Annotated in this window: 12 protein-coding genes; 4 read left to right on the top strand and 8 right to left on the bottom strand. The window is 48.8% G+C overall.

Annotated elements, in window-relative coordinates; genetic code table 11:
• Positions 1–66: 66 nt before the first annotated feature.
• Positions 67–1,800: an alpha-keto acid decarboxylase family protein gene (locus GmarT_RS14435; RefSeq protein WP_002646556.1), complete on the bottom strand. Its 1,734-nt coding sequence runs from the start codon at positions 1,798–1,800 to the stop codon at positions 67–69.
• 271 nt (positions 1,801–2,071) lie between these two features.
• Entirely contained in the window at positions 2,072–5,788 is a 3,717-nt protein-coding gene (locus GmarT_RS14430) for a family 10 glycosylhydrolase (protein ID WP_149302889.1), read from the bottom strand.
• A gap of 387 nt (positions 5,789–6,175) precedes the next feature.
• Here GmarT_RS14430 and GmarT_RS14425 point away from each other — a divergent pair, with 387 nt between their 5' ends.
• Positions 6,176–8,110 carry a hypothetical protein gene (locus tag GmarT_RS14425; protein WP_149302886.1) on the top strand — a complete coding sequence of 645 codons (1,935 nt, stop codon included), beginning with the start codon at positions 6,176–6,178 and terminating at the stop codon, positions 8,108–8,110.
• Here the strand turns inward: GmarT_RS14425 and GmarT_RS14420 are convergent.
• The gene (locus GmarT_RS14420) at positions 8,107–9,519 is read right to left on the bottom strand and encodes a 6-phosphofructokinase (RefSeq protein WP_002646559.1); all 1,413 of its coding nucleotides are present in this window, start codon (positions 9,517–9,519) and stop codon (positions 8,107–8,109) included. The two genes, GmarT_RS14425 and GmarT_RS14420, sit on opposite strands and share 4 nt — an antisense overlap.
• 346 nt (positions 9,520–9,865) lie before the next feature.
• On the opposite strand from GmarT_RS14420, the gene GmarT_RS14415 reads away from it, so the two are divergent.
• Positions 9,866–11,083, top strand: coding sequence for a S1C family serine protease (locus GmarT_RS14415; protein WP_230682493.1), 1,218 nt, complete (start codon positions 9,866–9,868; stop codon positions 11,081–11,083).
• Between the two features lie 64 nt (positions 11,084–11,147).
• On the opposite strand, the gene rpmA is transcribed toward GmarT_RS14415, so the two are convergent.
• From rpmA to GmarT_RS14400, 3 genes are all read right to left on the bottom strand, one after another.
• Positions 11,148–11,399 carry a 50S ribosomal protein L27 gene (rpmA, locus tag GmarT_RS14410; RefSeq protein ID WP_002646561.1) on the bottom strand — a complete coding sequence of 84 codons (252 nt, stop codon included), beginning with the start codon at positions 11,397–11,399 and terminating at the stop codon, positions 11,148–11,150.
• Positions 11,400–11,565: 166 nt separating this feature from the next.
• Positions 11,566–12,405, bottom strand: a complete 840-nt coding sequence (locus GmarT_RS14405) for a hypothetical protein (protein ID WP_002646562.1) — start codon at positions 12,403–12,405, stop codon at positions 11,566–11,568.
• 481 nt (positions 12,406–12,886) lie between these two features.
• Positions 12,887–14,170 carry a serine/threonine protein kinase gene (locus GmarT_RS14400; protein ID WP_157158946.1) on the bottom strand — a complete coding sequence of 428 codons (1,284 nt, stop codon included), beginning with the start codon at positions 14,168–14,170 and terminating at the stop codon, positions 12,887–12,889.
• Positions 14,171–14,702: 532 nt separating this feature from the next.
• Between GmarT_RS14400 and GmarT_RS14395 the strand changes: the two genes are divergently transcribed.
• Positions 14,703–16,001 (top strand): CPBP family intramembrane glutamic endopeptidase, encoded by a 1,299-nt coding sequence (locus GmarT_RS14395; RefSeq protein WP_002646564.1) that lies wholly within the window; start codon positions 14,703–14,705, stop codon positions 15,999–16,001.
• Here the strand turns inward: GmarT_RS14395 and GmarT_RS14390 are convergent.
• Together GmarT_RS14390 and GmarT_RS14385 are read right to left on the bottom strand one after the other, a co-directional pair.
• Complete coding sequence (locus GmarT_RS14390; protein WP_149302884.1) at positions 15,988–17,337, bottom strand: c-type cytochrome; 1,350 nt, start codon at positions 17,335–17,337, stop codon at positions 15,988–15,990. The two genes, GmarT_RS14395 and GmarT_RS14390, sit on opposite strands and share 14 nt — an antisense overlap.
• Before the next feature lie 37 nt (positions 17,338–17,374).
• Entirely contained in the window at positions 17,375–18,199 is an 825-nt protein-coding gene (locus GmarT_RS14385; protein ID WP_002646566.1) for a PIG-L deacetylase family protein, read from the bottom strand.
• Between the two features lie 202 nt (positions 18,200–18,401).
• Between GmarT_RS14385 and nadA the strand changes: the two genes are divergently transcribed.
• Positions 18,402–19,391 (top strand): quinolinate synthase NadA, encoded by a 990-nt coding sequence (nadA, locus tag GmarT_RS14380; protein WP_002646567.1) that lies wholly within the window; start codon positions 18,402–18,404, stop codon positions 19,389–19,391.
• The last annotated feature ends 368 nt before the right edge of the window (positions 19,392–19,759 follow it).

Below are 19,759 nucleotides of genomic sequence, written 5' to 3'. Positions count from 1 at the left end.
GCCGGACGTAGAGAACGGGACTCTCGCCCGGCTTTTTTCTTTTTTGATTTCCAGACACTTTGCAGCTTAAAGTGTTTTGGACATCTTATCTGCCAGGCGTGTCAGTGCCGGACTGACATCAGTGGGTTTGAGATGTACATTGATGACACTCAAACTGTCTTTATTCGCCAGTGCGGCCTTGATGGCTTTTTCCAGATCTCCTTCCGTGCTGACTTCAAAGCCCCAGCCTCCTCCGATCAGATCGGTAATATTATGATATTTCCAGTCGGGAATATCATTGAACGGACCTTCCTGCAGAAAACGTTCGGTTGTGTACCCCTTATTGTTGAGCACGATCACAATCGGGTTGAACCCCAGTTTGAGAGCCGTCGAAAGCTCCAGGCACGTCATCTGAAAGGCGCCATCACCTACCAGAACAATCGGCCTCAGGTTCTGGTTAGCAACCTGCGCTCCCAGAGAAGCCGGAATCGCAAATCCCATCGACGTATAGTAGGCAGGACTGAGGAACTTGGTATGCGTATTGATCATCAGATCGACGGCTCCGAACAGACAGTCACCGACATCCGTTACCACCACCGTTTCATCTGTCAGAATCTGGTTGATGCTTTCAAAAAGATGTTTTGTCGTGACAGGCTGGGCCGGTTTGACTTTGAACTCCAGCTGCTGCGGACGGACATTATCGGGGATTTTCCGAGTGACCACTTTCATTTTCTGTTTTTCCAGGGCAGTAACAAAGTCCGAGAAAATCACGTCATGAAAGTGATGATAACTGATTCGTAATTTTTCGCTGGTAGCATAGATACATTTGCCCGGGTCCAGATGGGCTGTATAAATCCCGAGATTGATGTCTGTCATAAAGGTCCCCAGAAGTATGACACAGTCACTCTCTTCGACGTACTTCTGCACTTCGCTTCGCCCCATCGCGCCTTCATACACTCCCAGGTAAAGCGGGTGAGATTCGCTCACGACCGACTTTCCCAGAATCGTGGCACACATCGGAATCTTAAATTTTTCCGCAAAACCAAGTACCTCTTCCCGTAAACCAAAACGATGGACTTCAACCCCTGCGATGATCACAGGCTTTTTACTGGCCTCGATTAATTCCTTCGCTTCTGCCAGCGATTCTCTCAGTGCATTACTGTCACTGACTGGCTGACTGTCATCAGGCACATGGGGAATCACAGCCTGCTTGTGAACACAGTCACGCGGCAACTCCAGATAAACCGGCCGCTTGAATCTGACACAAGCTTCCAGACATCGATCGATCTCCAGGAAAGCCGTCATGGGATCATCAAGTAATGCTGTTGCAACTGTAATTTTCTCAAAGACATCGCGCTGTGTATGAAAATCTTTCACACGATGATGAAGCAGGGGATCGGTGGCCCGCTCTGACATGCCCGGTGCTCCACTGATAACAATCACCGGGGATTTTTCTGCATAGGCACCCGCAATGGAATTACAAAGACTCAATCCGCCGACGCAATAAGTGACACAAACGGCTCCCAGACCATGCACCCGCGCGTAACCATCGGCTGCATAGCCGGCATTATCTTCACGGGTTGTACCCACAACTCGGATCGGACTCTCTTCCAGCATGCCATAGAACTGCAGTACAAAATCGCCGGGGATGCCGAACAGATCGGTGACACCATAATCCTGCAACCGCTGCACCAGATAGCTGCCAATGGTGTGTACTTTTCCGTTGTGTTTCGCTGCTTTGGAACGGGTAGCCTGCTTTGAGGTAATGCGTGATTTCGTTGAAGCAGGCTTTGAACCGGTTGTGGATTTTCGCGCTGACATCTCAATTCCTTCCTTGCAGATATGCTGGACTGTGGCGAGTTATGCTTTAGCGTCTCCAAGACCGTTTGGACCGACTAGAATAGATCGGCAGACGCTATGCGAAATGTAATACGCCGTAATTCAATCAGGGAAATTGTGATCATAGTTCTATCTATAACTGATTATAACATGCGCGCGGGGTCAAATAAGGGATAATCTCATAAGCGTCTCTAAGAAAAGAACTTACGACCCGATGAATCCGTGTAAGACAGACAGGCAGAATTTAACATACTCACCGCTGGAGCAGTTTTCTGATACCTCTTCGCTCTGCATGTTTTACAGGTGTCTGCTCATCCGCGGGAGTGGCAGGCAGTTCAGCGGTATCGCCAAACTGACCCCAGTAGCTGCATAAGAGTCGATAGCAGTCGAGATAGCGTTGTGAGTCCCAGGCAAGCGCAAGTGTCGATACCAGCTTCGTCAACTGGCGATCATCTTCCGGCGAAATCTGATGGATCTGCAGATCAACATCATCAATCCACAATTTTTCTGATCCCAGCTTTTCAACCACAATGTGGGCATTCCGTATCTGATCGACGGGTATATCTTTCACGCGAAACAGATATTTGCGCCATTGCTGATCCACAGAAATGATCGCTGACTGAACTTTCAGCCTTCCATTCTGTTCTGCCTCCAATGCAATCCGAACCTGCATGTCACTGGCATTTGACTTCATCCAGACGCTCATATTCAGATAGCGGGAATCCTGAAGTGGAATTTGATTTGTGCGAAGAAAATTATTTCCAGGTGCGGTTCCCAAAACCAGTGATGTCTTTCCCGAATGCGATTCGGTCGAATCGATCGTCCAGGCATTCCCCTGTGAAACCTTCGACTCCCAGCCAGCCAGGATATAATCCCGCGAACTTTTAGTTTCAAAATCGGCATGAAAGACAACCGCCGTCAGCTCATCCATCGACTGATGAAGCTTTACCAGACTTTGTTTCTTCTGTTCAATTTTCGCCTGCAGATGCATGAGATCCTGTTTGGCAATCTCGCAGCGAACCGACTGAATCTGAATCTGTGAATCATCAATTCGAAATGCCTGAAAATCAAATGGTGTGAGTGTGATCGAATACTGCCTGGATTCACCTCCGGACCGCGAGGCGGCCAGAATATCACCAGATTGGAGAGAAATCACAGGCGCCTTCGAGGGAACTGTCGCTTCAACCGTAACATGACACTGGTAAGGGAAATCGTTCACGAAGTAGAAAAATGCTTTTTCTTTACCGCGTGACAGCCGGGTCACCACAGGCTGTGATGCTGTATCGACTGTCTGAAAAGGACGCGATGGAAGCTGCTGAAACTGGCTGCGAATGGATTTGGTCGCACGTTCCTGCCCAAATGGAATCGTCCAGCCTCCATCAAAAATGTAATAAGGATCCTGCCTGGCGATCGAATGAATATACCGTTTTCGATTACTTTCGTCAGCAGGTGACACCTGTGAAACCAGCCAGGTAAATGCCGGCTGCCAGGGTGAAATCCTGTCAAATTCGGCGATCCGGATTTCAACGGGATCATGATAATATAAAGCGCCCCCGACGCGAGACTTAAATGCGTCATCAACTGAAGGGTGCGTATTCAGAACGTGCGCAAACGAGGAAACCTGTTGCTGTGAATTGTACTGACCGGGCCGGAGTACAACTGCATTTTCGATCTGATCGTAGTGTGAAAAATCCAGGCCCAATTCCATTAAGATCGGCCGAAACATGGTTCCCCCTTTGAGGGCAGTGACCACGTCTCCATTTCGACTGCGGGAAGGCAGTAATTCACGGGCAGAGAAAACGATTTGTGCATCTGGTGACTCTGCCTGGAGAACATCCGCCAGTAATTGATGCAGCTCCCGGATTTTCTGGCAACGCCATTGCGTCCACTGCGGCAATGCTGTTGTCGTCAGAAATCGATACCGATCCTGATACCTGTTTGCTTCCGAACTGAAGGGAATCTTGATTCCCGTCTCTTTCTGGAACTGCTGAACAGTCTGATCGTCATAGCCCCAGTCCAATCCAGGAAGCTGCAAGTATCCATTCAGACTCAATTGAACGGCCACCCCCTGAAACGAAGGGTGGCGTTTATAGCGAACTACCAGTTCACGGAATATTTTGACAATCTCAGCCTGAACCCTCGGATCGAGTGGATTATAAAAGGGAGCCTGCCCTCGCGAGGTTCCTTTTGCTTCACGCCAGGTCTGTCCGGCCGAATTGACCAGTTCAATTCCCGCGGAATTGCGGGAATCATCATGCAGCATCTGCTCCAGTGAGTTCAGCATGGAAGAAAACTGTAACTCAGGAACGAGTGTCAGCTTCTCCCGGTTAAAGATCTGAAACAACAGCTCCAGAACATCCTTTCGCACCACATCCTGACCGGAGGAATGATAGACTCCCGAATCGTAGCGGGGTGTCGGTGCGAGGAACTCTGAAGGATAGATGGCACTTCCATCCGCTGAAACAGCCATCAGGATACTATTGAAACTGTGATAATTTAAATAGTAAGCCAGGCGCTCGCCCGCTTCCCGAAATGTCTGCCAGTCATCCAGACTGCGATTACTTTTACTATCCAGGACCTGTGTTGCACCAAATATTTCCGGCAACAATGGCTTCTGCAGATAAGGCCCGGTCAGCCGACTCTTTTCAACAAGAGAGCTGACTTCGCCTGCAGACACAGCGCGCGAATGCATGCGTGCAGGAAGCTCATAAACTTCGACTTTTGTCACTTCTGCGGGCTCTGAGGATCCCAGGCTATGAAATAACAGGATGGGATCATCTATTTTCGGCCAGAAAAGTATTTCCACCTGGGATTCTTCGGACTGGTCTTTCGCAGTCATATCAGTACCCGCCTGGTAAACTCCTGAATCGATACCGACGGGAACCAGTTGGCCAGCTGCATCAGGCTCCAGAATACTGAACCCCAGTCTGGTGCCGGGACGCCGCGGATAGGTTAACAGCAACTTGTGAGGACGATGCCGATTTCTAATCTTCAAATGACAGGCAGACCAGGGGGGAGACCGCGTGGCAGCCTGCTCAATCGCTGGATTGGCTTTAAAAAATGACTTCAATGAATTTCTGAACCGACTGCCTGGACGTCGTTTTATCAGATCATGATGATCGAGAGTGCCGCTCAGAGAAAATTCATCGACCAGAATTCCGGAATCAGGAATCAGGGCTTTGACAGGCAGTGGAGACTGTTTTTGTGAAAGTACGGCAAACTGGACTTCAGCGCGATGATTTCCGAAGTTCACCACCAGATTATATTCACCTGTCTCAGGTGCTTTAACAGACAGGCTGATTCCCTGTTTCAACAGTACTGCCAGATCCTGTGTTGGCAGTGGGAGCACCCCGGAAGTAACAGGGTCTCCTGAACGTGCCCGTTGAATACTCCAGTTTAATTCACCGCCTGGTGAGACTTTCTCATCGAAGAGAAACTGGGGGAATGCCTGAATCCTGATTTCTTCATCTGGTTTGAAGATAAGATATGGGTTCCTGACGCGTAAGGCAAAAGCATCCCCGGGAGCCTGCTGTACAATCAACTGTGCCGCAGTCTGGCTGATGGGAATGATTGCTTTCTGAGCCAGAATGTTCTTCAAATCAAACTGCTGATTCAATGAGACAAGAGGATCATCGCGGTCCTGTACCTGCACCTGGAGCTTCGCGTCAGCAATACCACGAACCATGAACTCAACACTGTTAAACACACGTTGCGAATGTGGCTGATACCGAACCGTCTGACCAGCAGACTTCAATACAGCAGCTTCATCTGCATCAACGCCCAGGGATTTTGCTGAAAGTAGCTCACAACCTGTTAAATCAAATTGTGCCTTCCAGTGGCGGGGAATCGATTCTCCCCACTCAATCCGAATCCTGACTGGAATCGTCCGCGTATCCGCGGCCCCTGCATACGCGGGAGCCAACAGCACCATCCCGAGGATAGTCCAGGTTACTATTAAGGTTCGTTTCACAGAAACCTACTTTACCGTTTGATGAAAGTTCCGGAATCGGGGGCCCGCTCGAATTGAGCAATCGATTGAATGCCAACAGGCTGTGAAGAAATGAACGAAAGGTGAGCGTGGAGATTATATGAATTTCTGAATCTGGGCCAAGAGCAATTATTTTCCAAAAGTACTTCGAAACATGCCGTTTTCCCCAGGAACCATCTTGACTCAAATCCATAAAAATGCAAAAAAACGCATCCTCTCTCGCAACTCGTTTCCGGGCTCTCAAACCAGAAGCAGTTGTCACTTACAATTTCTGAGTTGAAAACATTCTGAGTCGTTCAGTTCAACAACTCCGGGATTGCTGACAAATCTCACTCCTCTCAAAACCCACAATACCTACCTGGACTAATCATGATGTTAAAAAACAGTTTCTCTCTGGTAAGCTGCTTTTTCCTGCTGGCCTTTGCGACCAGCTGCGCTTCATTAGTTGAAGTGACAGCGATTGAACAGTTTTCCAAAGCCATCGAAAATGAAGACCTTAAGTCGCTGAAACATCACACAACGATGAAATTTTCAAAAGTTGCTTTGCGGGACAAGTCTTCGATGGACGATTTGAAAATTCTCAAGATCCCGACTGGTGAAACAACGATTGTGGAGATCACAGATATTTCTGAGAACCACAAGAAAGTGGTAGCAGAAGTCGGCAAAAACAAGAAAAAACTCCTTTACGAACTCAAACGAGTTTCCAAAACAGGCGAGTGGGTCGTCGACGATATTTATATCAATCAGAAACAAAAGAATTTGAACGTGATGAAATCTGTTACCGAGCAGATGGATTTACTGCTCACTGTCCGGGAATTCGTATCTGCCTGGGAAGAAGGCAATCGCGACGATATCCTGGGGACTACAGATGGCGAGTTTAAAGATAGCCTGGAACAACTTCACCCGGCTTTCCTGGCAAAACTCTCCAATAAGGTCGCTGGTGAATCGAAAAGTTCCAAAAAGAAACGACCTGACGCTCAGTTGGATACGAACATTGCCATTATCCGACTGCCACGTCGCACAGGGGAAATGGTCATTTCCATGAAACTGAATGACGGAAAATGGAAAGCGACCGATGTTGCCGTCGAGTCTCGAGTGGATGGGCAACACATCGCTTCCGCCAAAAAACAGGCAAAAATGCTCCTGACCGTCAGTAAATTCCTTGATGCCTACAATCAGAATGATAAGAACGAACTGAAAAAATACTCGACGGGACAGTTTTTCAAAGGGGGGCTCGATTTTGCCGACCTGAAGCTGGCTGCATTACCCCATTCACAGGATGCTGCTGCAGACTACGAGTTGAAAATCGAAAACAACCTGGCTAACTTTGTGACCCAGAATAATGGTAAAATGATCAATTTATCTCTGGTCAGAGTTGAATCAGATGAAATCGATATTCCCGATAAATATCTAATTGAAGAAGTAACACTCTTCCAGGATCAGGGGAATCAACAGGTAACGTTGACATCGCTGTTCTCAACACGGGCAATCACACTGCTGTTCAGTGAAGCTCTATCGAAGCGGGATATGAAGATTCTGGACTTCAGTTCGACTCCCGATTTTTCCACCCGAGTCTGGAAACGAGTCGCCCCCCAACTGGTTGCTCAGTTGCCACTGGATGAAATCACGGAACCCGGCTTTGAGATCCTGGACATCCAGTTCAACGGTGCCATCACAAAAGTGTACGCTCGACAGGGGAATCTGCCAGTTACGTACATCTTGCGAGAACACCTGGGGCAACTGCTGGTTGACGACATTCACCTGGACCTGAAAGACCGTCCTGCATCGGTGAAAGCGACACTGGAGATGATGGTACGGGTTCAGAACTATGCCTTCTCAATGCACGAACAGAATATTCGAGACCTTCAGCGTCATTCCTCGCGCGACTTCAATGAGCTGGTCTGGCGACAGGTGGAACACGTTCCGCAGACAGCCTTCAACATCCCGGAACTCCTCATGTCCAATCTTGCCAGCCTCGAAATCAATGAAAATGAAGGCTACTCGCGAATCCAGCTGGGGAATAAAGAGCGGGGTGCGACTGTCCTGTTTATCAAACAGCAGGGACAGTATGTAGTAGACGACATCATGATCAACTCAGATTCCGCGGTCTCACGCTACCTTTCCACCAAAAAAGAACTGCGCATGTCAATGGCTGCCACTTCGGGCACATTGAAGCAGAATGCCGTGCAGGCAGCGTACACCATCTCGAACCAGAGTGATGCAGGGAATTCCACTTCTCCTCAACCTGTAACCGTTCCTGAGATTCAACCGGCGGCATTTGAGGTACCGCAGCAGGAACCTTAGAACTGCTCGGAGTTTTCCGACATTACATCGGAATTCAAATACCGAATGTGTTTATGAACGCTGACGTTGATACTTTGATACCGGGTTTTCAAATGCCCGGTATCAAACAGGTCTTCACGTAACAGTTCCAGGTCATCAGACCCTACTGCATTCGCGAAGATCCTGGAAAGATAGCTGACGCCCAGCCTGGAAGGCTGATAACGGTGTTCATCGTAGAAGGCCGGATGTAGAGTCCGCGGGTGAATTCCGCGCCAGGCATCCCGCAGTGAATTTCCGTTGATCGAACTGACATAAAAACCGCGTTGCTCATTCCACTGTAAAATTGCGACATAGTTATTCTGTCGCTGCACCAGCAAATCAACGGCTTTGCCCCCCAGTTGTGTTGCGTAGTGACGATCAAAACGGATCGGACGGCCGCCGCGTTGAGTATGCCCGATCTTTCGTGTGAAAGTTGCCTGTTTCGCAAGTTCATGCCTTTTGCGTGAGACAAAATAGTGATCCCCCAGTGATTCGATCAACATATTTTCCAGCACTTCTGCTGCACCACTGAATATGATATTGCCTGCCGGATCGACACTTTTCGAGATATCCCCCAGTCGTTTTCCTTCCTGATCACGTAATCCTTCGCCAATGACGATGACTACATTCTTCTGAGTTTCATAGAGATCGCGGACGCGACGCTCGAATCGTTCATAATCCAGTGGGACTTCAGGAATCAGAATAATGTCAGGCTGGCCATACGCTGCGCCCAATGCCAGGTAACCTGACTCGCGTCCCATGACTTCAATTATGGCAATTCTGCGATGACTTTCTGCGGTCGAACGAATCCGCTGGACCCCCTGCACACAGACATAGACGGCTGTTGCATAACCGGGAGTCGCAAAGTTGACGATATCATCCAGCTCCAGATCCTGTTTTCCAGGCATCTTGCGAAACTTGACTTTCTGAGTCTCAGGATTGACTTCGCGTATCCATTCATTGGGTTCGTCTGGATAATTGAGTCCCAGATCATTATCGATGGTTTTGGGTGCCAGGACACAAGGCATAAACTGCGAAATCGGCTGCATCCCGTTCAGGGTCCCATCCCCGCCAATGCAGATGAGCCCCTCGATCCCCAGCTGATCCAGCCGCTTTTTCACCAGCTGTAATTCTCCCGCATGAGATTCGTCAATATAGGTACGGGATGAACCGAGAATGGTCCCGCCACAGCGGGGGTCCAGCTCCGGAAGTGTTGAATACAGCGGATTCAATCGAATATGAGGGACGGTAGGATCGAGCAACCCCCCAAAGCCTTTAATAATACCGACAACCTGAACTCGGAGTTCATTGGCTCGTTCGACAGCCCCGAAGATCGTGGCGTTTAGAGCTGGCGTATCGCCACCTGCTGTTAAAAGTGCAATCCGACGCATCTCAATCCTTTCGTCACGCTGAAACGGGTACGCTATAAAAAAACTTCAGTGCTTCCTCTGAGGGGCCCCAAACAGATTTGCTTCCACTGCAAATGACTGGTTGAATTCCTATTTACGCTGGCAGGAGAATTGTGATAATGACTTACGATTCTTTGGCTGGTCATCTATTTTATCAGTGTTTGAACTTCACTGATATTCTGGCAAGGAATTATGATGGAGTTCAGTCGAGATTCCATGCCTATTTTAAAAATTCTTTCAAAAACGAAGTTTAACATCGTTCTTCGTCAGTTCCCTGACTTCTTGTTTTACCCAGTTTGCTTGAGTTTCGTGTTGTGCGAGGTGTCACATGAAATATGTACTTGGTTGTTTTATATCCGCGGTAATTGGTGGTCTGGTCGTAGCTTCATTAGAATCTCCCGGAGCCGTCATGATGTCGACTTCGGAGGCGCAGTCACCACCCCGGCTCTCAGGTCCACAAATCGTACCTCCAACACCATTAGTTACTGAGTCTCCCCGATCAACGGCTAATCAGACGCTGGCCGTTCCAGAAACGGTTCTGTTCAATCAGCGTGGGTTGTCCCCCGAAGAAGAGATTAACGTCAGTGTTTATGAAAAATTAAATAAAAGCGTTGTGCATATCACCACAAAGAGTACGAAGACAGATGGATTTTTCCTGTTGGAATATGATACAGAAGGAGCCGGCTCCGGAGCAATCATCGACCAGGCGGGACACATCCTGACGAATTACCATGTGATTGAAGATGCGCAACAGGTAAATGTGACTCTGTTCAACGGGAAATCTTACACTGCCAAGTTTGTGGGCGCTGATGCGATTAACGATATCGCCGTCATTAAAATTGAAGAGGATGCGGGTATTCTGAAACCGGTGACCATCGCCGATTCCAGCAAACTGAAAGTCGGACAGCGTGTGTTTGCCATCGGAAATCCCTTTGGCCTGGAACGAACCATGACCTGCGGAATCATTTCCAGTCTGAATCGCTCTCTGAAACTGCGAGGCAACCGTACGATCAAGTCGATTATTCAGATTGATGCCGCAGTCAATCCAGGTAACTCAGGAGGTCCCTTAATTAATTCGCATGGCCAGTTAATCGGAATCAACACCGCCATCGCCAGTAATACAGGTCAAAGTTCCGGCGTCGGGTTCGCGATACCTTCTAACCTGGTTTCGCGCGTGGTCCCCCAGCTTCTGACCCATGGCCACATGATTCATCCTGAAATCGGGATCCAACGTGTGTATGAAACCGAACAGGGACTGCTGGTCGCGAAACTGACTCCAGGCGGACCGGCGGAAACGGCAGGGATTCGCGGCCCCAAAATTGTCCGACAGAGAAGGGGACTGATCACGATTGAACGTGTTGACCGTGGTGCCGCTGACCTGATCGTTGCCGTTGACTCAAGACCTGTAAAAACAGCGTCTGATTTCCTGGACTACATCGAAAGTAAAAAGCCGGGTGACACAGTTACGGTATCCGTATTGCGCGGTAAAGAGCAGGCGCCTACGAAAATCTCGGTCACCCTCACAACAGGGCATACGAACCGGTAAATAAAAAAAGGCTTCCTGAATGCGATGTTCAGGAAGCCTTCCATGTGTCTACTCTGGAAGAGTATTAGTTCAATACAGGCTCAACGTTGATGCGTCGACCTTCGTTATCGAAGTAAACCTTGCCTTCCACCAGTGAAAAGATAGTGTAGTCGCGGCCCATGCCCACATTTTTCCCGGGGTGCCACTTCGTTCCACATTGACGGGCGATGATGTTTCCTGCCAGCACGCTTTCGCCGCCGAACTTCTTGATTCCGCGTCGTTGTGCTTGTGAATCACGACCGTTACGGCTGGAACCCTGACCTTTCTTATGTGCCATTAAATCATTCCTCAGGTAGCAAAAGTTGCCCCTGTACAGGAGCATTTTAAGAAAATACTGTTAATTGAGGCCGTATATTGGCGAATCCAGCCTGAACTTGCAAGAGATAATCCAATTTCTGGACAACTTCCCACTATTTTTTGATAAGAACCGGTTAAATTCTGATTCAGGGAGCAGGCTTCTCTTCCATGTTCAGTTCTTTTTTCATCTTTGCCGCAACTGCGGGATCGTCGGGTAGATAAACCCAGTAGGGTTTGCCTTTAGGCCGAAACTCCTGTTCCTGCTGGCCAAACTCATCGCCGGGGCGCCAGTACTGCTGTACCAGAGTCTTCCGCAGGGTCACGGTTTTTCCATCCGGTCCTTCAACATTTTTGTAGCCATTCGTGAGACCGGAAAACAGGACTGTGAAATAATCAGTCCCCGGATCAATGCCAGTCCAGAGACAGACCCCGTAAATGGCATTTTCTTCTTTAGAATCAGCCGGTGTTTCAGGAGGCAATTCTCCGATAATGTCGACAGCATTTTTAAATTGATGGCGTTCCCGCTGATTGATGATGAGTTCGGCTTCAGGAAGAATCTGATTGGGATAGATCTTCTGTTGTCCGTTATCATTTGTAATCAAGGTGATTTCCGGAACAAATAAAGGTGGCCCTGGTGGAGGAACCTCGGCGTTTTCCGGTGTGAACTCAGTGGTTGAATTCGGTCGTTCAATCGGACGCAGGACACATTTATAGACCAGGTACCAGACAAGGGTTTTCTCTTTCTTACCGGTAAGCGGGTCAGTCAGGTCCATCCGCACCATGCGCATGGGCTTGAATACCGCTTCCATGACCCACAGTGATTTCTGTGAGGCCAGTTCTTCACCCGTTGCCACCAGGTCCGGGCTGATCGAGAATCCACGATTCAACGTATTTTTCTGAGCGAATACCTGATTTCCCTGGGAAGTTAAAAACAGGCAACTGCAGGCAAAAACGGTCGCAAAAGAATATTTGAGTGATGGACGCATGAAATACCCCGGAATTACTCTTCTCGATCAGAATGGAAAGTGGTTTTGCAGACCACAAATGTATTAAAAGTATATCGTCTCTACCCTGGAAATTCCCACAGAGACTTTGCTGAAACAGGCTGAAAACCTGAAGTCCTGTCTCCAGCACCCGTAACCCGTGTCGAATGTACACACATAACGCCTGGCGGGGCATGGATTCAGTCTGGTGAGCCGGAAATGGCATTTTTGATATGATATTGACTATATCAGTGTCAGGAATGGAGGGTCAAGCTCTTGATTTAAGTTCTCACTGGAATCGGGCATGATTCCAACATAGCGCGTAGGTTCGCCACAGTTTTAATGACTGGCATGTCTTTTGAGAGAGGCCAGTATATCCGGAACCGTTCACAAACTGTTCGACGTGACAGCCCAGTGTCTCTGACAACAATGATTGCTACAATCACTACAGGTGGACCTGCTCAGCCAGGGAGGGAAAGTGGAATTAATGCAGATCGTGTCCAGTCAGTTTCTTTTCCACATCGTCAGCATGCTGGGCGACGGCCACGACACTCTTGCGGATATCTTCAGCATCCACGGTCGAGCGGGGGAAGGTATCGACCATCACAAACTTCGTTTCACCATTCACTTCGCGAATGGAAATCCCGCCATGTGAGATTTCCGCATTCAGCCTGAGTGCTTCTTCGTAATACTCAGGCTGTGCATCACAGCAGGTACTGTAAATCAATAACAGACGCTCGTGCATCTGATGATCGCTCGGTTCGATGAAGACGGTCTGCTTGCGTTCTTCTGACTGCCGGACCTTGACAATGTATTGATGCCCTTTGCGTTTCCAGGTAACCAGGCTGTTATCTGCAAATGCTTCGTGAAGCATCGCTTCAATATTCTGCACCTGTCCCAGAACCGCATTCAGAAACAGAGCCGCCATGTATCCATTCTGAAATCGATTCGCGGGACTCTTATCAAGCATCAGCGAAACACATTCGGCAATCTCCAGCGGGATATCAGGGCAGAGATCACGTATGCTGGGAGCAGGTTTTGTCGTGACATCCTGAATCAGCGAATTAAAATTCGAACCTCGATGCGGTAACTGCCCGGTTAGCAGGACAAAGAAGCAGACCCCTAAAGAATAAATGTCGGAGGTTGCCGATGCGGCTGCCCCCTGGAACAGTTCCGGAGCCATATAATTGGGGGTTCCGGCCAGGTTATGTGATGTAGCCTGTTTTTCATCAGCGTTAATTCGTTTCGCCAGGCCAAAATCGGCGATCTTGGGGATACCGGTCGCTGTAAGCAGTATATTTTCCAGTTTGAGATCCTGGTGGATGATGCCTTTCACATGCGCGGTTCCCAGGCCGGAAGCAACCTGAGCGATCAGCGAAGTGGCATGCAGAGGCATTAAAGGTCCATCTTCACGAACCACGTGGCTTAATGCGCGACCGGAAATCAGTTCCATTTCCAGAAACCGGTACCCGCGTTCTTCACCAATCGCATGCGCCGTGACAATGTTGGGGTGATTGAGCGTCGCAACAGCGCGTCCTTCGTGTAGAAAACGCTGGACATATTCGGGGTCGCGCTCCGCAAGATGCGGCAGTAGAATTTTCAAGGCACATTGCCGTCCCAGATCACGGTGCGTTGCCAGGTAGACCATGCCCATTCCGCCACGACCGATCAGTGACTGACAGCGATAGACGTGCAGATCCTGACCAGTAATCGGATCTTCCCACTGACAGTCTGTCACCAGAGCAGCAGGATCTCCGAGATCTTTCATTACGATCGTTTCCTGAAGATCATTCACTGAAAGGTCATCGACCACCGCACCACAGTCAGGACAATGCAAACTGTCTTCTTTCTGAAAGAAGGTCGCGTTACAATTCGCACAATACTGCAACTGACTGTGCTGGTCTTCTATTTCAGAATTTGAATCCGGAAGCATTTTAGAATCTTGCCCAGTCAAACGGGGAAAAACAGTAAAAAATGACTCTTTCATATCAGGGCCCTGCTGTTATCATAACCGTTTGTGAGTGAATTGAAATCAAGAGTTTTCAACCGTCGTGATTCTGTCTCTGTCAAATTCGCTCAGCAAACCCGATTATTCCTGAAAAAATCCCGGTTTCCTCGAAAAAATTGAAATTCATCTCTCTTCACAACGACTATTAAGACATAGACTGAATGAGGGACGTTCTGCGTTCCTTTAACTCATATATTTCACATAAAACCCTGCAAGTCTTATACTTAAAACGTATCTCTGCCTGCAAATGCAGGGATGCTTACCGCATACTTTCCGGAAACTGATATATACTATGGCTGCCTCCGAAAACCCTTCATCCGAGCAATCGGAGCCTGTATTCGATTCGCCGGGTGAGAATGAAGGTCCTCAGACAGAGAATTTTCAGAGCGATCCCCTCTCGGAAGATTCGAAGAAGACCATGGACGATCTCTTAAACGAAGCGGTGCAGGTTGCGGGCGCAGAAGAAGCGCCCCGTCTCACCAGGACGGTTCGACCACCGGGGCCCGGACTCTTCGAATCGATCTTCTGGCTGATTGGTGTCATTTTGGCCCATTTTGCGGGAATGATTGTATTCTTGTTCGGTTTCTTCGCCTTGCTGATGGCAACAAATCAGCTTCCCGACACGAGCGCCGAAATGCGAGAGCAGCTTACCGGTCTCACAGAGACTCACACTCTGGAACTGGCAGGAGTCGAGCAGGGGGTTTTTGTATTCATCGTGATCGCGGCAGTCGCGTTGCGTTTCGGAAAAGGTGTGCTCTCCAAGTTAAACCTGCAGCCATTTGCAGTCTCTACTGGTTTTCTATTACTGATCTGCGTGTTACCGTTGTCGATGCTGTCTGGCGAATTTTATCGTATCGCCTATGGTATCTGGACGGGTTTTGCTGAGCAGATACCCTGGCTGCAACAGTTTGATAAGATGCAGACGATGGAAATCGTCAAGGATATGGCAGAAAAGAGTTCGTTGTGGGCATTGGTCCTGGTCATTGCCGTCTGTCCCGCGATTGGAGAAGAGCTTGTATTCCGCGGTGCCATCGGTCGCGGCCTGCTGGCACGGTGGGGTTTGATTCCCGGCATTCTGATTACATCAGTCATGTTTGGCATCGTCCACATGCATCCGGCGCATGCGATCGCCGTGATTCCCCTGGGCATGTTCATGCACTTCGTCTATGTTGTGACGAAAAGTTTCTGGGCCCCGGTGCTGGTGCATTTTCTGAATAATGCATTCGCAGTTACGGTGGCCAAAATGATGAGTCAGTTCCCCGAGAATGCTGCGAAACTGGGCGATGAATCGCAGTCGGTCCACCCCCTGATTACACTCGCGGCAGTTGCGTTTCTGATCGTTGTTTGTCTGTATCTGTGGAAGACGCGGGTCAGATACATCAAACCGAATGGCGGCGAATGGACGCCCGGTTATCTTTCCAATGAGAAACCACCGGCGGGTGCACCAATTACCATGGAACGTTCAACCGCAGCTGCAGGATTTTATCCCGGGCTGGCAGTGCTGTTCGTAAACTTTCTGGCGATGATGTATCTGTTTGGCATGGAACCGGAAGCGGAAGCGGGATTCCTGCATTTCATTACAGCGTTTTAAGATATTCCAGCACGGATTTCTTCTGTTCCTGTGTGAGTTCATCAGGGTAGTCGTGGCCTCTGGCAGATTTCCCAAACTGGCTCGTATCAAAATAAAGTCGTTTCTGTACCGTGGAGAGGCCCTTCGGCACTTTCGTAAACGTCTGAACTTCCAGCCCGACCTGAGTCTGATCGTATCCGTTTTCCGTACGCTGCCAGATTTCCGGACGTTCCTGAGGATTCAACACGTGCCACAAGGTGGGTACGGAACCGTTATGAAAATAAGGAGCAGAGGCCCAGACTCCGTTCAGAGGAGGAGCCACATAACCACCGGGGTCTTCCACCACAGGATCTTTGCCGTAGCGGGACAGCCAACTCAGGTTCAATGCGGCGCGATAATTGGGTGGTAGCGAATTCAAACGGGCGGGATCGGTTTTGAGTTCTGTAATCGCAACCGTTTTGAGCGGATAAACGCTTTCTTTGCCATAGGCACCATGACAGTCGGCACAATGATCGTTGAAAATCATTTCTCCCTGCTGGGCCAGTTTCTCATCAATGGTCCAGCGATAACGGGGGGCTTCCAGTGATTCAATGTAGGCCAGAATATCTGCAAAGTCGGATTCCCATTTTTTGATTTTATCCGCGTTATTTCGTGGAATGAGAATAAACTGCATCAATGCCCGGTGATTCTTGGTGATAAAGGCATCTGCGTATATCCGCGATTTCCGTTTGACGTTCCACCAGGGTTGGGGATCCATATCATGATGCAGCAGACTGGGAACGGGACGGTTCCTGTCAAAATTCATATCCGGATCACGGAGAGAATCGAGAACCACCCCAAAGATCACGGCATTTGTGGTGCCATGCGTCGTGCCCAGCGGAATTCCGATCGCAGCCAGATCCATGTGGCTCAGCTTTTTCAACTGCTGCAGTTTGACTTTACTCACATCTTCGGTCAGGGTATGCAGGGCAACATGGCTGTTAGGGGCTCCGGGAATCACAGTCCCAGCCACCTTCCCCCCATGGCAGGTAAAACAGTTCATGACCCACTTCTGCTCGGGCGTCACAACGTAACCCAGCGGTGCCTCTTCAGCACCAGGCCGGTGCATGATTCCATAATAAGAAAAAATCAGTTCGCGGCGTTCTTCCGGCGAAGCCTGTTCGGCTTTCTGTCTCCAGTCCTCCGGCCAGACCTTCCATAAGTCTTTCAGAACCTCCTGATCAAAATCAGGTGGTAAATAAGCCTTTGTCGTCAGCAGGCGATAGCCACGTTCGGCGGCAGTTTCCTCTGCCACGGTGGAATCAATTCTCACTAAGAGACAAACGGCAGCCATCAGCAATAGAACTGGTATTCGCATGGAAGGGTTATTTCTCAAAAGTGAAACTCAAAATGCATCAGGGCAGGAAAGGGAACAATACATTGCGATTTTCGTCTGTCAGTGGGGAACCATATTCACATGGCTCAAAGGCTTCGATCAACTGAATTTCCCGCCCTCGTTTTTCTCCGTAAGTCTGAATGACTAAATCACGGTAGCGATCAGCAAGCGGGCGGATACGGTCTTTCATTTTCTTACTTAGAAACGCTTTGCGCTGCGCGGGGTCTGCAGGGACTTCCTCTTCATAAAAATGATTATAAGGCAGCCAGTCATAAAACTGGGACTGGTGACAGTCCAAAGCGTCAATCATGCGATCCCAGACCGGTTCGACATCCACTACAACTGTCGGCGAAAACGGGTAGGGGCGGGTAAAATGATCGGAGAGATACGCGATGACCGGGTTTTTCCTCAGCGCGGGAACATCGGGCACGATGGGAGGGACTGTCACCATATACGCGGCGTCGCAGACCAGTTGAGAAGTATATCGATGATCAGGGTGATAGTCGTTGGGGCGATGGGTGAGGATCAGATCGGGTTGAAAGTTTCGGATCAGGCGGATGATTTCAAACCGCGCTTCGATGGTCGGTTGCAGATAACCATCCCGGTTATGCAGCACCTCATATTCGATTCCCAGAGATTTTCCTGCTGCCGCAGCTTCTGCGCGGCGGATTTCTGCTAATTCCGTACCTGAAAGTCGTTGATGCCCCGACTCGCCGTTGGTCACACTGACGAATTTGACAGTATGCCCGGACTGCTGATACAGGGCCGCTGATCCGCCCGCTTTGATATCGCAATCGTCCGGATGAGCGCCAAAAACCAGGATTCGTAATGATTGATCTGTCATAGAGTTCTAAACCTTTGGGTAATTATATAGAATATCACCCGCTTGACGAGGATGAATTTCCATTAACAATAGTACTGTAGTTGTACTCGAAGAGTTTCAACTCATCCAGATTTAACTGATTGAAGTTATTGAACTTTTGACTGGTATTCCGTGTCTGTCACAGAAACGGAGTATGGACAGATATTCTATAAGGTAAAAGCCAATGTCGTTGCCCACAATTGATCACAGTGATGAAGTCTATGAAGATCCCCTTGATCTGATGGATGAAATTGAATCACTCAAAAAAGAGAAGGATGCGACACTCCTGGCTCACTTTTATATTGATGGTGAAATTCAGGAAATTGCTGATTTCACGGGCGACAGTCTGAAACTGGCCCGCGATGCCGTCAATGTAAAGACCTCGACGATTGTTTTTTCCGGCGTCCATTTCATGGCTGAGTCGACAAAAATCCTCAGCCCGGAAAAAACGGTTCTCCTTCCCGACCTGACTGCAGGCTGTTCGCTGGCTGACAGTTGTCAGTTTGGAGATCTCGATCAGTTTCAGAAGCAACTACGGGCAGAAGGTCGTGACTTCGAAACGGTCGCTTATATCAATACCAGTGCCAGAGTCAAAAGCCTGTGTGACTGGATCGTCACAAGTGGTAATGCCCGGGAAATCATTGACCGGGTCCCCGCTGATAAAGAAATCCTCTTTGTGCCTGATCAGCATCTGGGACGTTACCTGCAGGAAGTGACCGGACGGGAAATGATTTTGTGGCCTGGCTCCTGTATGGTGCATGAAATCTTCAGTGTCCAGGATTTACTGCGTGCCAAAAAGAATAACCCCGGTTCCCTGGTACTGGCACACCCGGAATGCCCGCATTCCATTCTCGAAGTTTCGGACATCATTGGCGGTACTGAAAAATTACGCCAATACGTCATGTCAGTCAAAGAACCTGGAACCTTCCTGATCGCGACCGAAGCGAATATGATTCATCCTCTGCAGAAGTCAGCTCCGCAGCACACTTATCTTCCTGTGCCTGGTATCATGGCTTCCTCGGGAGAAACCTGTGCCTGTAATCGTTGCCCCCACATGGCGAAGAACACACTGCAGAAAGTGCGCGACTGCCTGAAATACGGTAAACCGGAAATCGAATGGCAGCCTTATTTCGATCAGGCGAAAGACGTACTTCAGAAAAGCCTTCTGCAGTAATTAAAACGCAACTTGCACATTATTTATGCCTTATTTCTGTGCAACTTGAGGTAAACACTGCGTATTTATTAGAGTGAACAAGCTGTTCTACTAATATTTTTTGACACATTAAAACGTCATTTTCCTCATAAATAGTAGAACAATTCTTCATATCGATTAAAGCTGCCCATTTCTTAATATAGTTGTCTTATTTTCTGGCATACACTTTGCCTTAACCATCAAATGTCACTGCAAATTCATGTGTTATTCATTACATGGTTTGCTTTCCTTTGAATCGCGGTTGCGCTGACTGTGAATTCAAACAGAACATTTGAAGCCAAAGAGCAACTAATCACGATAGCAATAATTCGGGGCCTGTTGAGAAATCC

Origin of the sequence: Gimesia maris (assembly GCF_008298035.1) — a bacterium.
Taxonomy (GTDB): domain Bacteria; phylum Planctomycetota; class Planctomycetia; order Planctomycetales; family Planctomycetaceae; genus Gimesia; species Gimesia maris.
This window is presented reverse-complemented; position numbering and strand designations above follow the sequence as displayed.

Coding starts and splice junctions, on each gene's coding strand:
- GmarT_RS14435 (WP_002646556.1), bottom strand. CDS start 1,800: ATGTCAGCGCGAAAATCCACAACCGGTTCAAAGCCTGCTTCAACGAAA.
- GmarT_RS14425 (WP_149302886.1), top strand. CDS start 6,176: ATGATGTTAAAAAACAGTTTCTCTCTGGTAAGCTGCTTTTTCCTGCTG.
- GmarT_RS14420 (WP_002646559.1), bottom strand. CDS start 9,519: ATGCGTCGGATTGCACTTTTAACAGCAGGTGGCGATACGCCAGCTCTA.
- GmarT_RS14415 (WP_230682493.1), top strand. CDS start 9,866: ATGAAATATGTACTTGGTTGTTTTATATCCGCGGTAATTGGTGGTCTG.
- rpmA (WP_002646561.1), bottom strand. CDS start 11,399: ATGGCACATAAGAAAGGTCAGGGTTCCAGCCGTAACGGTCGTGATTCA.
- GmarT_RS14405 (WP_002646562.1), bottom strand. CDS start 12,405: ATGCGTCCATCACTCAAATATTCTTTTGCGACCGTTTTTGCCTGCAGT.
- GmarT_RS14400 (WP_157158946.1), bottom strand. CDS start 14,170: ATGAAAGATCTCGGAGATCCTGCTGCTCTGGTGACAGACTGTCAGTGG.
- GmarT_RS14395 (WP_002646564.1), top strand. CDS start 14,703: ATGGCTGCCTCCGAAAACCCTTCATCCGAGCAATCGGAGCCTGTATTC.
- GmarT_RS14390 (WP_149302884.1), bottom strand. CDS start 17,337: ATGCGAATACCAGTTCTATTGCTGATGGCTGCCGTTTGTCTCTTAGTG.
- GmarT_RS14385 (WP_002646566.1), bottom strand. CDS start 18,199: ATGACAGATCAATCATTACGAATCCTGGTTTTTGGCGCTCATCCGGAC.
- nadA (WP_002646567.1), top strand. CDS start 18,402: ATGTCGTTGCCCACAATTGATCACAGTGATGAAGTCTATGAAGATCCC.